Origin of the sequence: Streptomyces sp. NPDC007189 (assembly GCF_040703635.1) — a bacterium.
GTDB lineage: Bacteria > Actinomycetota > Actinomycetes > Streptomycetales > Streptomycetaceae > Streptomyces.
The window spans coordinates 1-13,501 of the sequence record NZ_JBEYEY010000010.1 but is presented as its reverse complement, the minus strand read 5'-3'; the positions used below and the strand labels follow the sequence as shown (position 1 = coordinate 13,501).

The window sequence follows — 13,501 nt, the reverse complement described above, 5'->3', positions numbered from 1 at the left end:
CGCTCACCCACCCGTGCTGCACTGAGTGTCACAGTCGCCGTCCGGGTGCTACGTTCCCCTTCATGAGCTCCAGCAGCGCGGCGCCGGTCGCGAAGCCCTCGATGCGGGAGGCCCTCGTCTCGGCGGCCTTCCGGCTCTTCCTGGAACGCGGATACGAGCAGACCACCGTGGACGACATCGTGGCCCTGGCCGGGGTCGGCCGGCGTTCGTTCTTCCGCTACTTCCCCTCCAAGGAGGACGTGGTCTTCCCCGACCACGAACGCTGCCTGGCCGACATGACCGCCTTCCTCGCCGCGAGCGACGAGGAGCACGAGCCGGTGCGGCGGGTGTGCGACGCGGCCCGGCTGGTGCTGCGGATGTACGCGGAGAACCCGACGTTCTCCGTGCAGCGCTACCGCCTCACCAAGAAGGTGCCGGGACTGCGGGCCTATGAGCTGTCGGTGGTGTGGCGCTACGAGCGCGCGCTCGCCGAGTACCTGCGCGGCCGGTTCGCGGGCCGGCCCGACGGGACGCTGCGGGCGGACGTCGTCGCCGCGGCGGTCGTGGCCGCGCACAACAACGCCCTGCGCTCGTGGCTGCGTTCGGACGGCGTGGGCGACGCGGGCGCCGCCGTGGACCGCGCTCTCGGGTATGTGCAGCGGGAGTTCGGGGCCGCCGCCGGGCCCGCCGCGCCGCCCGTCCGCATCCATCCGCTGCCGGGCGGGGAAGGCGACCGTCCCGACGACGTGGTGGTGCTCGTCTCCCGCCGGGACGCGCCGCTGTGGCGCGTGGTGCAGGAGCTGGAAGCGGCCCTCGGGCGCGCCTGACACCCCGCCCGGTACCCCCGCCGTCGCAGATTGGGGGTACGCAGTGCCTTTACGTGTGACACTCAGTGCCATACTCTGTCGCCGTGCACGGTGGCACCGCCGCCGCGCACGCGTGTGCCCGGTGCGCGCCGGACACGCGGGATTCCGGCCGAGCGCAGGGAGTTGACCAGCGTGTACCACTACTCAGCAAACGCATCGCATCCGGCGGCCGGCTCCGCGGCGGGTGTCCTCGACCCCGTTTCCGCGGACTCCAGGGACGCCCTCGTCTTCCAGCGCTGCACCTGGTGCGGCACCGCGATGTACCACCGGCTGCTGTGTCCGGTGTGCCAGGGCAGCGAGCTGCGCACGGAGCGCAGCGAGGGCGTCGGCACGGTCCGGCACTCCACCGTGGTGCACCGCAACACGCCCGCGGCACGCAACGTGTCGCTGATCGAGATGGCCGAGGGGTTCGTCGTACGGGGCCGGGTCATGGGCCCGCCGATCGGCATCCACAGCGGCGACCGCGTCCGGCTGTCCACCGCCCAGGACCCGGTGCGCGGCGAGCCCGTCTTCCAGCTGCTGGACGAGCCGTACCGGGGCGCCTGGACCTGACGGCGCGCCGGACCCCCGGGACGGAACGACGGTGGGCAGGTCCTGGTGGCCCTCAGTCCGCGAGCGTCACGCGGATTCCCACCGTGCCGTCCGGTCCGCGGCGCAGCCGGCTGCCCAGCAGGGTGAGGCGGCCGAGGATGCCGTACTTGCGGGCGACGAGGTCCCGGTAGCCTGCGGTGGTGGCGGCGTCGGCGATCTCCGCGGTGGCCGGGACCTGGTCGCCGGTGGGGTTGCCGCGCAGGTCACAGGGGCCGACCAGGACGTCCGCGCGACGGCGGATCCGCTTGACCTTGAAGCTGTCGGCGGCCGTCCAGACACCGAGGCTGTCACCGTCGCGGACCACCCACACGGGGGTGGCGACCGGGGTGCCGTTCTTGCGGTAGCTGGTCACCAGCAGGTACTTGCCGGAGCCGAGCCGGTCCAGCCGCGTGTCGTCCATGCCGGGCAGTCTAGGAGGCCGCGCCGCTCGGCAGACCGGCTCGGTCGCGGTGTTCACCGGATCCGCCCGGTCACTTCAGGGCCGCCGCCATGCGCCGTACCCCTTCGGTGAGGATCTCGGGCGAGGTCGCCAGATTCAGCCGTACGTGCCCGGCGCCGCCGGTGCCGAAGGGCAGGCCCGAACTGAGCGCGACCCGGCCGCGGTCGAGGAAGACCTGGGCGGGATCGTCGCCGAGGCCGAGGGCGCGGCAGTCGAGCCAGGCCAGATAGGTGGCCTCGGCGGGGTACGGGCGGATCGCGGGCAGGTGCTCGGCGAGCAGGCCGGTGAGCAGGCGCCGGTTGGCCTGCAGCCCGGCGAGCAGGGCGTCCAGCCAGTCCGTGGCCTCGCGCAGGGCGGCGGTGTGCGCAATGACGCCGACGTGGCTGGGGCCGTGGCTCACCTCGTCGGGGAGCCGGCCGAGGTCGGGCGCCGCCTCGGGGCCGGCGAGGGCGAGGGCGGCCTTGAGACCGGCCAGGTTCCAGCCCTTGGAGGCCGACATCAGCGACAGGCCGCGCTCGGCGCCGGGCACGCTCAGATACGGCACGAAGGCGGTGCCCGGGGCGACGAGCGGGGCGTGGATCTCGTCGGCGACGACCCGGACGCCGTACCGCTCGGCGAGGGCGGCGACGGCGGCCAGTTCACCGGCGGTGTGCACGGTGCCGGTGGGGTTGTGCGGGCTGCACAGCAGGAAGGCGGCGCGCCCGGACCCGGCGCTCGCCTCGCGGAACGCCTGCTCCAGGGCGGCGAGGTCGAGGCGCTGGTCGGCGCCGAGGGGGGCTTCGATCACCCGGCGGTCCATGTGGGTGACGAACTGGAAGAACGGCGGATACACCGGCGGATTGACGACCACCGGATCTCCGGGCCCGGTGACCAGTTTGATCATCTCGACCACGCCGAGCATCACGTCCGGAACGATCGCGGTGCGCTCGACGGCGATCCCGTCCCAGTTCCAGCGGTCGGCGGCGAAGGCGGCCAGGGCCTCGGCGTAGGCGGTGCCCGCGGGGTATCCGGTGTCGCCGAGGGCCAGCGCGTCGGTCACCGCGCGGACGACGGGTCCGGCGAGCGGGACGTCCATCTCGGCCACCCACAGCGGCAGTACGTCCTCGGGGTAGGTGCGCCATTTCATGCTTGTACGGCGGCGCAGCTGCTCCAGGCCGAGCGCGTGCAGCGGGCCGGGTTCACCGGGCGTGACGTGCGGGATGTCGGTCATGAGGATCACGATAGGAGCGCGGCGGAGCCGGTGGAACGCCCGTACCACCGGCTGGTGCGCCGAAGATCGACTCGGGCGTTCGGGCCGCCTGTTGCGGGGATCTTCCGTCGGGCGCGGCCGGGGACCCGATACGTCGACCGCACCCCGCTGCCGGGGTGTCCTGAACGCCGCGCCCGTCGGCCGCGTATGGAGGTGCGGGCCCTGGACGAGGCGGGGCCTCGCGCCGCCGGAACGGGCGGCGCGCGTTCGGTTCGGCTTCGGGAGCCCCGCATGCGGCACGCACGACGACGGATCGTCCGGCGGGTGACCCGCCTGACGGCGGTCGCCGGACTCCTTCTGGGCGGCGCGATGGTCACCCAGGCGGCGATGGCGAGCGAGCCACCCCCGGCCGCCGCCAGACCGCTCGCCTCCGCGTCCGGGACCGGGGCCGGGGAGACGGGGGCCGCGCTGGTGGCGCGGCTCGGCACGGCACGCACGGCGGGCGACTGGATCGGCGCGGACGGGCGGCCGGTCGTCGCGGTGACCGACGAGGCGGCGGCCCGTGAGGTACGGCGCGCGGGGGCCGAGGCGAAGGTCGTCCAGCACAGCATGAACGAGCTGAAGTCGGCGACGGCCGCGCTGCGTTCGGCTCCGCGGGTGGCGGGCACCGCGTGGGCGGTGGACTACCGCACCAACGAGGTCGTGGTCAGCGCGGACAGCACGGTGTCCGCGGGCGACTGGTCCAGGATGAGCCATGCGGCGGCGCGGATCGGGAGCTTCGTGCGGATGGAGCGGACGAAGGGCACGTTCACCACGCGGCTGAACGGCGCCCAGCCGATCCTGTCGACCGGCGGCCGCTGTTCGGCCGGGTTCAATGTGACCGACGGGCGCAGCGACTTCATCCTCACGGCCGGTCACTGCGGTCCCGCGGGATCCATCTGGTTCGCCGACGACCAGGCCGGCCGGCAGCTCGGCAGGACGGTGAGCAGTACCTTCCCCGGCAACGACTTCTCACTCGTGCAGTACGCCTCCGGCAAGGCCGGTGACGGCGCCGACGTCGTCGCGATCGGCGGCGGCAACGGGGTGCGGATCACGGGCCTCGCCGACGCGGCGGTGGGGCAGCGGGTGTTCCGCAGCGGCAGCACCAGCGGCCTGCACGACGGAACGGTCACCGCGCTGAACGCGACCGTCAACTATCCGGAGGGCACGGTCACCGGGCTCATCCAGACCACGGTGTGCGCCGAGCCCGGCGACAGCGGCGGGCCGCTGTTCTCCGACGGGATCGCGCTCGGCGTGACCTCGGGCGGCAACGGCGACTGCACCACGGGCGGGACGACGTTCTTCCAGCCGGTGACGCGGGCGCTGTCGGCGCTGAACGTCAAGCTGATCGTGTCGGCGCAGAACGCCGGCGCCGGCGCCCCGGGCGCCTCCCCCGCGCCCTCCGCCTCGACCGCCCAGGGTGCGATGGCGCCGAACGCGGCGTCGCCGGGGTCCTCGGCGGCGGTGACCGGCGCCACGGGGCGGACGCTGCTGGCACGGCTGACGGACACCCGGAACGTCGGTCCCGGGCTGCTGGTCATCGCGGGCAGTCTGATCGCGCTCGTCGCGACCCGCTACATACGGGCCGAGCAGGACCGCAAGGCCTATCAGCGGCACTACTCGGCGACCTGGGGCTGAGGTACGGGGACATACGAAGGGCACCCGTGCTCACGGGTGCCCTAGAGGGTTCGGCGCGGTCCGCGCGAGGCCGGTCAGGCGGCCCGCTGCGATCGCGGGGTCGCGGCGGCCCACTCCATCACGAGGCGCTGGTACTCGGCGCGCTGCTCGGTGGTCAGTGTCCCGCCCGACCGGCGCCACAGGGCCCTGATCTCCTCGTTGACCTCCGCGGCCGAACGCTCGGGAGCGGCTTCAACAGTGGTGGACATGCTGTGAAGCATATGCCGATCGAGGTGAAGGCGCTGTGAGTAACTGCACTTCATACGGACATTACGGACGTGGTGCTCATCACGTCGATGTGTCAAGCACCAGACGGGAGTTCACCCCGGGCGGCCGGCTGATGCGGGGTGCCGGCGGGCGCGGATCGTCTCGTGCACCGTGTTCCCGGTCACATCCCCCAGTGCCGGCGCTCTCGCCGCCGAGAAGGATAGGCCCGGGGCGACTTTCATGGCGAGGCCGCCCCCGCCGCCACACCAAGCCGGTGTGGCGGCGGGGGCGGGGCGGCGGCTCAGGTGCCCGGCTTGCGGCCGTAGACGAAGACGTCGTCGCCGTTCTTCAGCAGGGACCAGTACGCCTTGGCGTCCTTGGTCGTCATGTTGACGCAGCCGTGCGAGCCCGGCGGGTTCCACATGCTCAGGTTGACCGAGTGGAAGGCCTGCCCGCCGTCGAAGAACTGGCTGTAGGGCATCGGCACGTTGTAGATGCTGGAGACGTGGTCGATGTCCCGCCAGTAGATCTTCTTCAGGCCCGTGCGGGTCGTGTACCCCTTGCGGCCGGTGCGCACGGGCACCGGTCCGTAGACGAGCTTCTTGCCGTCCTGGACCCAGCTCAGCTGGAGCGTGAGGTTCACACAGGCGATCCGGCCCTTGTTCACCGGGCACGCGCCGGCCTTGTTGGGGTCGCTCCCCACGGCCTTCTGCTGGTTCATGAGATCCATCACACCCCAGGTGACGGGGCCGGCGTAGCCGATGTCGGGCGTGATGCCGTGTTTGTCCTGGAACGCCTTGATGGCCTTGCAGTCGGCCGCGGACTGCTTGCCGTCGACCGGCCGGCCGAGGAACTTCTCCACCTGCTTCTGGTACGGCCCCGTCTGCGTGGTGCAGCTCGCGGCCTGGGCCGGCGCCGCGGTGAGGGCGAGCGTGAGCGGCGCCACCAGCCCCGTGACCGCCAGCACGACGACACCCCGTCTGCGTATGTCCCCCATGTGAACCCCTTCTCCCCATCCCGCCCGGGGCCTGCCCCGGGTGCTCCCCTGCGCGATTCCCGCGTTCTCGCACTCCTAGACCTGCGCGGGCGCCCGGGGGTTGTGGTTCCGGTCAGACTGTGACGAAACGGTGAACCAGGGGGCGCGGTGCCGCCGACCTCGTCCGTGGGCCGCCCTGGCGACGGCCGCCCACGGCGTCCAGTCCAGTTGCCCCGTATTGGACCGGGCCCACGGCTCCCTGACCGCTCTACGCTGCCGTACATGCACCCGACCCTCGCCGGCGACCTCGCCCAATTCCCCGAACTCCTCCAGTCCGCCCGCGACTTCGCCGCCCGGGAGGCGGTGGGCCTGGACCAGCGGCCGGTTGCCGTCGGCGGGGCGGCGCCCGGGCCGGCTGGGTTGCCCGAGGAGGGTGTGGGCGCGGAGGCGGCGCTCGGGTGGTTCGGTGAGCGGTGGGCGCCGGGGTTCTCCGGTTCCGCCGGGCCGCGTTATCTGGGCTTCGTCACCGGGGGCGCGACGCCCGCGTCGGTCGCCGGGGACTGGCTGACGTCCGTGTTCGACCAGAACCTGTCCGGCGCCGGCGGTTCGTGGGCGCAGGAGCTGGAGCGGGAGACGCTCGGCTGGCTGCGCGAGCTGTTCGGGCTGGGCGAGGCGCACAGCGGGGCGTTCGTGACGGGGGCGACCGTGTCCAACACGGTCGGGCTGGCGATCGGCCGGGAGTGGCTGGGCGAGCGGCTGGGGGTGGACGTCTCCCGGGCGGGCGCGGCCGCGCTGGGGCCGGTCGACGTGCTCTCCGGCAGCCCGCACTCCAGCGTGGCCAAGGCGATGTCGGTCCTGGGCATCGGCCGTGACCGGCTGCGGAAGGTGCCGCTGCTGCCCGGCGACCGGGAGGCCGTGGACGTGGCCGCGCTGGAGTCCGCCCTCGCGGAGCTGCACGGCAGGCCGGCGATCGTCGTGGCGAACGCCGGCACCGTGAACACCGTCGACTTCGACGACCTGCGGGCGATCGCCGCCCTGAAGGACGCCTACGACTTCTGGCTGCACGTCGATGCCGCGTTCGGCGGCTTCGCCGCGCTCTCTCCGGAGTATTCCGCGCTGGTCGACGGTCTCGACGCCGCCGACTCGGTCTGCGTGGACCTGCACAAGTGGCTCAACGTCCCCTACGACGCGGCCGTGCAGTTCACCCGGCGCCGCGATCTGCAGGTGAAGGTGTTCCACAACGCCTCCCCCTATCTGGGCGTGCCGGCCGGCGAGCCCGACTTCCTGCATCTGACCCCGGAGAACTCGCGGCGGCTGCGCGCCCTGCCCGCGTGGTTCTCGCTGGCGGCCTACGGACGCGCCGGGCACCGGGAGATCGTCGAGCGGAACGTGGCGCTGGCCCGCCGGCTGGGCGCGGGCGTCGAGGCGCTGCCGGGCCTGCGCCTGCTGGCGCCGGTGCGGCTGAACGTCGTCTGCTTCACCCTCGCCGAGCACCCCACCCAGGAGCGGGTCGACGCGCTGGCCCGTGCGGTGGCCGCATCCGGCGAGACGTATGTGACGCCGACGGTGTACGGCGGGGTGCCCGGGCTGCGGGCCGCGTTCAGCAACTGGCGCACCACCGAGGCCGACACCGAGCGGGTGCTCCGAGCGCTGGCGGCGGCCTCGGGCTGACGGCTCAGGGGCGTCGCAGGGCCGTGTGGAAGCCGGTGTTGACCGCGGTGAGGCCGCCGTCGACGACCAGCGTGGCGCCGGTGATCCAGGCGGCGTCGCGGGAGGCGAGGAAGGCGACCGCGGCGGCGATGTCCTCGGGCTCGCCGACCCGGCCGAGCGGATACAGGTCACGGAGGGCTTCGAGCTCGGCGTCGCGGCCCTCCCACGCCGAGGTGCGGACGGTGCCCGGCACCACGAGGTTCACCCGCACGCCCCGGGCCGCCGCGTGCCCGGCGAGGGTGCGGGTGAGCGAGCCGAGGCCGGCCTTGGCGGCGCTGTAGGCGTGGTTGCCGAAGTCCTGCAGCCCGTTGACGGAACCGATGCCGACGATCGCGCCGCGTCCGGAGGCGGCGAGGTGGGGCAGGGCGGCACGGCAGCAGCGGTAGGCGCCGGTGAGGGTGACGTCGAGGTCGAGCGCCCAGGCCTCGTCGGGGTCGTCCTCGAAGAGCGGGGCGTCCGGGGTGCAGTGGGCGGCGCAGTTGACCAGGACGTCGAGCGAGCCGAACGCGGCGACGGCGTGGGCGACGGCCGCCTCCACCGAGGCGCGGTCGGCGACCTCGCACGCCAACGCCTCGGCGGCTAGCCCCTGTCGGCGCAGGTCCGCGGCGGTTCGCTCGGCCTCGGGCAGGTCCCGGTCGGTGACCAGGACCCGTCCGCCCTCCTCGGCGATCCTGCGTGCGACGGCGGCGCCGATGCCGCGGGCCGCGCCCGTGACGAGAACTCCGTGTTCCGCGAAGCGAGTGTGATCGGTCATGCGGTGACCGTACGGCCCGGCGGGCGTTCTTTCACCGGTATCGGTGTCGGTCCGTACGGTCGGCGGCGGCCTCAGTGTCCGCGCCTGATCCACTCCTCCAGGTGCGGTGCCTCGGCGCCGATGGTGGTGGGGTCGCCGTGGCCGGTGAGGACCTTCGTCTCCGGCGGCAGGGTGAGGAGCCTGTCGCGGATGGACTCGATGATCGTCGGGAAGTGGGAGTAGGTGCGTCCGGTGGCGCCCGGCCCGCCCTGGAAGAGGGTGTCCCCGGTGAAGACGGTGCCGAGCGCCGGGTCGTACAGGCAGACCGCGCCGGGGGCGTGTCCCGGGGTGTGGATCACGGTCAGGTCGGCGCCGGCCGCCTCGATGACCTGGCCGTCCAGCAGGTGCCGGTCGGGGTCGCGGTGCGGGTGGGTCATCTTCCACAGCGGCAGGTCGTCCGGGTGCAGCCAGATGGTCGCGCCGGTGCGCTCGGCGAGTTCGGGTGCGGCGTTGACGTGGTCGTTGTGGGCGTGGGTGCACACGATGGCGGTCAGCCGACGGTCGTCGACGGCGCGGGCGATGGCCTCGGCGTCGTGGGCGGCGTCGATGACGATCACCTCCCGTTCGTCGCCGACGATCCACACGTTGTTCTCGACGTCCCAGGTGCCGCCGTCGAGGGTGAACTGCCCGCTGGTGACGAGGCGTTCGATGCGCACGGTCATCAGAACACCACCACCGAGCGGAGCACGTCACCGTGGTGCATCCGCTCGAACGCCTTCTCCACCTCGTCCAGTTGAATGGTCTCGGTGACGAACGCGTCGAGCGGCAGCCGGCCCTGGAGGTGCAGGTCGATCAGCATGGGGAAGTCGCGGGAGGGCAGGCAGTCGCCGTACCAGGACGACTTCAGGGCGCCGCCGCGGCCGAAGACGTCCAGGAGGGGCAGGTCGAGCTTCATCTCGGGCGTGGGCACGCCGACCAGGACGACGGTGCCGGCGAGGTCGCGGGCGTAGAAGGCCTGTTCGTACGTCTCGGGGCGGCCGACGGCCTCGATGACGACGTCGGCGCCGAACCCACCGGTCAGCTCGCGGATCACCTCGACGGGGTCCGTGTCCTTGGAGTTGACGGTGTGCGTGGCGCCCAGCTTCCTGGCGGTCTCCAGCTTGCGGTCGTCGATGTCCACGGCGATGATCTTCGCCGCGCCGGCGAGACGGGACCCGGCCACGGCCGCGCACCCGACGCCGCCGCAGCCGATCACGGCGACGGAGTCGCCCCGGCCGACGTTCCCCGTGTTGATGGCGGCGCCGATACCGGCCATCACCCCGCAGCCCAGCAGCCCGGCGACCGCCGGGGAGACGGCCGGGTCGACCTTGGTGCACTGGCCCGCCGCCACGAGGGTCTTCTCGGCGAAGGCGCCGATGCCCAGGGCGGGCGACAGCTCGGCGCCGTCGGTGAGGGTCATCTTCTGCTTCGCGTTGTGGGTGTTGAAGCAGTACCAGGGCCGGCCGCGCAGGCAGGCCCGGCAATTTCCGCACACCGCACGCCAGTTGAGGATCACGAAGTCACCGGGCGCCACGTCGGTGACCCCCTCGCCGACCGCCTCGACGACACCGGCGGCCTCATGGCCGAGGAGGAAGGGGAAGTCGTCGCTGATGCCGCCCTGCTTGTAGTGCAGATCCGTATGACAGACACCGCAGGCCTGGACGCGTACCACGGCCTCGCCGGGGCCGGGATCCGGCACGACGATCGTCTCGACCCGTACGGGCTGGTCCTTTCCCGGTGCGATCACGCCGCGTACTTCCTGCGCCATGGTCTGGCCCCTTCCTCGATTGCCTTCGCGCCGACCCTACGCGCGACCGATCCGTGGCACGAACCCCCGCAGCGGCGCGTCATGTTCGCGGAGGACGGCTTACTCGATGTCCGGCACCAGACCCATAGCGGGCGCCGCGAGGTCGGTGACCTGGTGCAGCTCACTCAGCCGGTTCAGCTCGCTGACCTGGTTCAGCGCGCGCAGCTGCTCGGAGACCCGGGGGACCTCCGTCTTGTGCTGGGCCGGGATGTCGCTGACGGTGAGCGAGTCGAGCGTGGCCATGGGGTGGATCAGCCCGGTGTTCGGCGCACTGGTGTCGGCCGCGTGCGCCAGCGGTGCGGCAAGGCCCGTGACCCCGGCTGCGAGACCGAGAGCGGCGACGATACGTCGTGTTGAGGTCATGTTCTCAGCAACGGCCGCACACCGTGTCCGGACACGGGCGGCGGCCCGCGCTCACCCGTGAGGCGGAGGCCGCCGCCCGGGCTTCCCAGAGGCCGCCGGGGCCGCGCTCGCCCTGGCCGCCGGAGTGGGCTCGCCGGGCCTCCGGGGCTGCGCTTGCCGGGGTCGTCGGGCCGGAGGAGTCTCTAAGGGTGGGGGTGCGCGCGGCCTGCGCCCGCCGGGCCGCCGGCGCCCGAAGGAGGTCACCCATGGGCACCACGACAGGTTCCGCCTTCGACATCGAGACACTGCGCCGCGGCATAGAAGGGACCACCGGCAACACCCTTCTGTCGCTGTACGCCGACGACGCGGAGATCCGTATCGTCGACCACGACCACCAGCCCAGCCATCCCACCGTGCTGCACGGCCGGAGTGAGATCGCCCAGTTGCTGCACGACATCTACAGCCGCGACATGACGCACCGGCTGGACCAGTGCGTCGTGCAGGGCGACCACGCCGCGTTCAGCGAGTCCTGCCAGTACGGCGACGGCACCCGTGTCCTGGCCGAGTCGATGGTCACGTTGCGTGACGGCAAGATAGCCAACCAGTTGATCATCCAGGCCTGGGACGAGTAGCCACGCCCCCGGCCCTGAGAGCGGTGCGCCGTGTCCCGCGTCCCGCGCCGCGGCGTGGGCGTCGAACGCGGCGTGCCCGGCCTCGGTGAGCCGGTGCATGAGGCGGGAGCGGTGCGCGGGGGTCAGCGCATCCAGGCGCTGTACGACATCACGTCCCCGGCCTTCACCCCGTACCGGGGGTCGTCCCGGGTGACGGTGGCCTCCAGACCGAGGACGGCGCCGGTACGCGGATCGAGGATCAGCAGGCGCCGCTCGCCCCGGGCGTCGTACGTGTACGCCTGTCCGGGGCGCCCCAGCCGGTCCGTCACCTGGCCGGCGGGGCGCAGTCCCCCGGCGTCCGCCAGGACCCGCACCAGCGCGGCCGACTCGCGCGCCCCGAGAGTCCAGTAGTCCAGCAACTCCCCGACGGCGTCCAGGAGTTCGGGGGTGGTCAGGGTGCCGGTGCCGGTGCGGGCCGTCTCGGTGAGGTAGGCCCGCAGGGCGGCCGGATCGTGTGGGGGGCGCGCCTCGGGCGGGGCGTCGCTCCAGCTCGGCGGGTAGGTGGTACGGCTCAGCACATGGCCGTCCGCCACCAGGCGCGGAGTGTCGCCCTCGTCGGTGAGCACCGGACGGCCCGGGTGGCGCGGGTCGGTCGCCACGACGAGTTCCGTGTGGCTGTCGTCCGCCCTCCAGCGCACCACGCGCTCCTCCGGCAGGGTCACGGGCGGCTTGTCGTCGCTCATGCCGAGACTCCAGGACTGCACATGGGTGCCCCTGCGCAGGCCGGGCGAACCGTCGGCGGCGGCAGCGGCGGCCAGCTGGGACATCCGGTCCAGCGGTACGGCGGTGGAGTGGGCCCGGACGGTCAGCGGGCGGGGCGCGGCGAATGCGGGCTGGCCGCTCGGGCCGCCGAGAAGCGCGGTGAACGTGGTGGCCAGCACGACGGCGGTGGCGGCCAGACCCCACAGCAACCGGGCGCGCGGCACCCGGCGCCGGACGCGCGGGGCGGGCTCGTCGCGCAGCAGCAGCTCCAGCCGCCGCTCGGCACGGTGGTCCAGCGGCCCGTCGCCGTAGTACGGGCCGTGGGCGGGGACCGGGTTGGCGTCGCGGAGGAGTTCGAGTTCGTCAGGCATGGCGGGGGTCCTTGCGCAGCGGTACGTCGGCGGGGGCAGTCGCGGGGTGTGTGGCGTGCGTGGGGTGCCCATGGCGAGGCACGGCTTCCGGTGCTCCGGCACCCGACCGAAGCCCGGGAAGCGGCACATCCACCGGCGCTCCGGCACCCGGCCGGAGCCCGGGAAGCGGCACATCCTCCGATACCCCGGGGCCCGGCCGGAGCCCAGTAAGCGACACATCCACTGGCACCCCGCCACCCAACCGAAGCCCAGGAAGCGGCACGTCCTCCGGCACCTCGGCACCCGGCCCGGGCCTGAGCGGCGATACGTCCTCCGGTGCTTCACGGCCCGGCCCCCGCCCGCTCGTCGGGCCGGGGGCCGGGCTCGTGGGGCGCAGGCGGGCTATCTCGGTGCGGAGGCGGCGGCGGGCGCGGTGCAGGCGCATCGTCGCCGCGCGTCTGCCGCAACCGAGGACCACGGCGATCTGCCCGGCGTCGAGTTCCTCCCAGGCCGCGAGGCGCAGGATCTCCCGGTCGGCCGGGGAGAGCCGGTCCAGGGCCTCGTGCACCCAGGCGCCGGGCGGCTCCGTGTCCGGGCTGTCCACGAGGTGCCGGCCGTGCGCGGCGTCGTCGTTGCCGAGCCGGTCCACCAGCCGTCGTCTGCGGCCGTAGCCGCGTACGGCGTTCGCCAGGCAGTTGCGGGCCACCCCGTACAACCAGGGCAGCGGCGCGTCCGGCAGGTCGCGCCGGCGCCGCCAGGCGGTCGTGAACACCTCCGCCACCACTTCCTCCACCTCGTCGCTCTGCCCGGGCAGCCGTCGCGCGACATAACGGCTGACCGCCCAGTAGTGCTCGCGATAGGCAGCGGCGAAGATCTCGTCGTTGCTCATGTTCCGTTCGTGTCCGGCACCGCCCGGATCGTCACACCCTTCTTCCGTGATGCTTCTCGCGTCGCCCGAGTGTGACCGGTGGGCCGGGCGCGGACACAGGCGGGGCGTGAAGAGGATCAGAGACTTCAGGGGCATGAAGGCCGTACGGTGGCTGACGACCACCGATCACAAGACGATCGGAACGCTCTATTTGGTCACCGCGTTCGCGTTCTTCCTGATCGGTGGCGTGATGGCGCTGCTCATGCGCGCCGAGCTGGCCCGGCCGGGTCTGCAGATCATGTCGAACGAGCAGTTC

General features: G+C 73.1%; 14 protein-coding genes and 2 pseudogenes. 6 read left to right on the top strand and 10 right to left on the bottom strand.

Annotated features, from left to right (window positions below; genetic code table 11):
• Window positions 1-62: 62 nt before the first annotated feature.
• Window positions 63-806: a TetR family transcriptional regulator gene (locus AB0950_RS21110; RefSeq protein WP_366779180.1), complete on the top strand. Its 744-nt coding sequence runs from the start codon at window positions 63-65 to the stop codon at window positions 804-806.
• A gap of 171 nt (window positions 807-977) precedes the next feature.
• Entirely contained in the window at window positions 978-1,397 is a 420-nt protein-coding gene (locus AB0950_RS21105; RefSeq protein WP_360156560.1) for a zinc ribbon domain-containing protein, read from the top strand.
• Between the two features lie 52 nt (window positions 1,398-1,449).
• On the opposite strand, the gene AB0950_RS21100 is transcribed toward AB0950_RS21105, so the two are convergent.
• A complete protein-coding gene (locus AB0950_RS21100; RefSeq protein ID WP_366779179.1) occupies window positions 1,450-1,836 on the bottom strand; it encodes a PPOX class F420-dependent oxidoreductase in 387 nt (128 codons plus the stop codon).
• 70 nt (window positions 1,837-1,906) lie between these two features.
• The gene (locus tag AB0950_RS21095; protein ID WP_366779178.1) at window positions 1,907-3,085 is read right to left on the bottom strand and encodes an aminotransferase class I/II-fold pyridoxal phosphate-dependent enzyme; all 1,179 of its coding nucleotides are present in this window, start codon (window positions 3,083-3,085) and stop codon (window positions 1,907-1,909) included.
• A 270-nt stretch (window positions 3,086-3,355) separates the two neighbouring features.
• On the opposite strand from AB0950_RS21095, the gene AB0950_RS21090 reads away from it, so the two are divergent.
• Complete coding sequence (locus AB0950_RS21090) at window positions 3,356-4,741, top strand: S1 family peptidase (protein WP_366779177.1); 1,386 nt, start codon at window positions 3,356-3,358, stop codon at window positions 4,739-4,741.
• A 74-nt stretch (window positions 4,742-4,815) separates the two neighbouring features.
• Here the strand turns inward: AB0950_RS21090 and AB0950_RS21085 are convergent, their stop codons facing one another.
• Window positions 4,816-5,001, bottom strand: a complete 186-nt coding sequence (locus AB0950_RS21085) for a hypothetical protein (RefSeq protein ID WP_153537178.1) — start codon at window positions 4,999-5,001, stop codon at window positions 4,816-4,818.
• A 287-nt stretch (window positions 5,002-5,288) separates the two neighbouring features.
• The gene (locus AB0950_RS21080; protein ID WP_360156573.1) at window positions 5,289-5,984 is read right to left on the bottom strand and encodes a L,D-transpeptidase family protein; all 696 of its coding nucleotides are present in this window, start codon (window positions 5,982-5,984) and stop codon (window positions 5,289-5,291) included.
• A gap of 261 nt (window positions 5,985-6,245) precedes the next feature.
• Between AB0950_RS21080 and AB0950_RS21075 the strand changes: the two genes are divergently transcribed.
• Window positions 6,246-7,634, top strand: coding sequence for an aminotransferase class I/II-fold pyridoxal phosphate-dependent enzyme (locus tag AB0950_RS21075; RefSeq protein ID WP_360573106.1), 1,389 nt, complete (start codon window positions 6,246-6,248; stop codon window positions 7,632-7,634).
• A 4-nt stretch (window positions 7,635-7,638) separates the two neighbouring features.
• On the opposite strand, the gene AB0950_RS21070 is transcribed toward AB0950_RS21075, so the two are convergent.
• The 4 genes from AB0950_RS21070 to AB0950_RS21055 all read right to left on the bottom strand — a co-directional run bounded on the left by AB0950_RS21070 (window position 7,639) and on the right by AB0950_RS21055 (window position 10,615).
• A complete protein-coding gene (locus AB0950_RS21070) occupies window positions 7,639-8,427 on the bottom strand; it encodes an SDR family NAD(P)-dependent oxidoreductase (RefSeq protein ID WP_360573108.1) in 789 nt (262 codons plus the stop codon).
• A gap of 71 nt (window positions 8,428-8,498) precedes the next feature.
• A complete protein-coding gene (locus AB0950_RS21065) occupies window positions 8,499-9,128 on the bottom strand; it encodes an MBL fold metallo-hydrolase (protein ID WP_330336323.1) in 630 nt (209 codons plus the stop codon).
• Window positions 9,128-10,213, bottom strand: coding sequence for an S-(hydroxymethyl)mycothiol dehydrogenase (locus AB0950_RS21060; RefSeq protein ID WP_360573112.1), 1,086 nt, complete (start codon window positions 10,211-10,213; stop codon window positions 9,128-9,130). The genes AB0950_RS21065 and AB0950_RS21060 overlap by 1 nt, the downstream gene beginning before the upstream one ends.
• Before the next feature lie 99 nt (window positions 10,214-10,312).
• On the bottom strand, window positions 10,313-10,615 hold the full coding sequence (locus AB0950_RS21055; protein ID WP_360156586.1) for a hypothetical protein: 303 nt from the start codon (window positions 10,613-10,615) through the stop codon (window positions 10,313-10,315).
• Window positions 10,616-10,860: 245 nt separating this feature from the next.
• Between AB0950_RS21055 and AB0950_RS21050 the strand changes: the two genes are divergently transcribed.
• A complete protein-coding gene (locus AB0950_RS21050; RefSeq protein WP_360156589.1) occupies window positions 10,861-11,226 on the top strand; it encodes a nuclear transport factor 2 family protein in 366 nt (121 codons plus the stop codon).
• A gap of 122 nt (window positions 11,227-11,348) precedes the next feature.
• Here AB0950_RS21050 and AB0950_RS21045 read toward each other — a convergent pair whose 3' ends face one another.
• Both AB0950_RS21045 and AB0950_RS21040 read right to left on the bottom strand, forming a co-directional pair.
• Entirely contained in the window at window positions 11,349-12,338 is a 990-nt protein-coding gene (locus AB0950_RS21045; RefSeq protein WP_360573114.1) for a CU044_5270 family protein, read from the bottom strand.
• Window positions 12,339-12,702: 364 nt separating this feature from the next.
• Window positions 12,703-13,206, bottom strand: a pseudogene (locus tag AB0950_RS21040) (sigma-70 family RNA polymerase sigma factor); the annotation flags it as partial.
• A 133-nt stretch (window positions 13,207-13,339) separates the two neighbouring features.
• Here AB0950_RS21040 and AB0950_RS21035 point away from each other — a divergent pair.
• Window positions 13,340-13,501: pseudogene (locus AB0950_RS21035) on the top strand (cytochrome ubiquinol oxidase subunit I); the annotation flags it as partial.

Excerpts from the sequence above, each read along its gene's own strand:
- AB0950_RS21110 (WP_366779180.1), top strand. The coding sequence starts at position 63 with ATGAGCTCCAGCAGCGCGGCGCCGGTCGCGAAGCCCTCGATGCGGGAG.
- AB0950_RS21100 (WP_366779179.1), bottom strand. The coding sequence starts at position 1,836 with ATGGACGACACGCGGCTGGACCGGCTCGGCTCCGGCAAGTACCTGCTG.
- AB0950_RS21095 (WP_366779178.1), bottom strand. The coding sequence starts at position 3,085 with ATGACCGACATCCCGCACGTCACGCCCGGTGAACCCGGCCCGCTGCAC.
- AB0950_RS21090 (WP_366779177.1), top strand. The coding sequence starts at position 3,356 with ATGCGGCACGCACGACGACGGATCGTCCGGCGGGTGACCCGCCTGACG.
- AB0950_RS21085 (WP_153537178.1), bottom strand. The coding sequence starts at position 5,001 with ATGCTTCACAGCATGTCCACCACTGTTGAAGCCGCTCCCGAGCGTTCG.
- AB0950_RS21080 (WP_360156573.1), bottom strand. The coding sequence starts at position 5,984 with ATGGGGGACATACGCAGACGGGGTGTCGTCGTGCTGGCGGTCACGGGG.
- AB0950_RS21075 (WP_360573106.1), top strand. The coding sequence starts at position 6,246 with ATGCACCCGACCCTCGCCGGCGACCTCGCCCAATTCCCCGAACTCCTC.
- AB0950_RS21070 (WP_360573108.1), bottom strand. The coding sequence starts at position 8,427 with ATGACCGATCACACTCGCTTCGCGGAACACGGAGTTCTCGTCACGGGC.
- AB0950_RS21065 (WP_330336323.1), bottom strand. The coding sequence starts at position 9,128 with ATGACCGTGCGCATCGAACGCCTCGTCACCAGCGGGCAGTTCACCCTC.
- AB0950_RS21060 (WP_360573112.1), bottom strand. The coding sequence starts at position 10,213 with ATGGCGCAGGAAGTACGCGGCGTGATCGCACCGGGAAAGGACCAGCCC.
- AB0950_RS21055 (WP_360156586.1), bottom strand. The coding sequence starts at position 10,615 with ATGACCTCAACACGACGTATCGTCGCCGCTCTCGGTCTCGCAGCCGGG.
- AB0950_RS21050 (WP_360156589.1), top strand. The coding sequence starts at position 10,861 with ATGGGCACCACGACAGGTTCCGCCTTCGACATCGAGACACTGCGCCGC.
- AB0950_RS21045 (WP_360573114.1), bottom strand. The coding sequence starts at position 12,338 with ATGCCTGACGAACTCGAACTCCTCCGCGACGCCAACCCGGTCCCCGCC.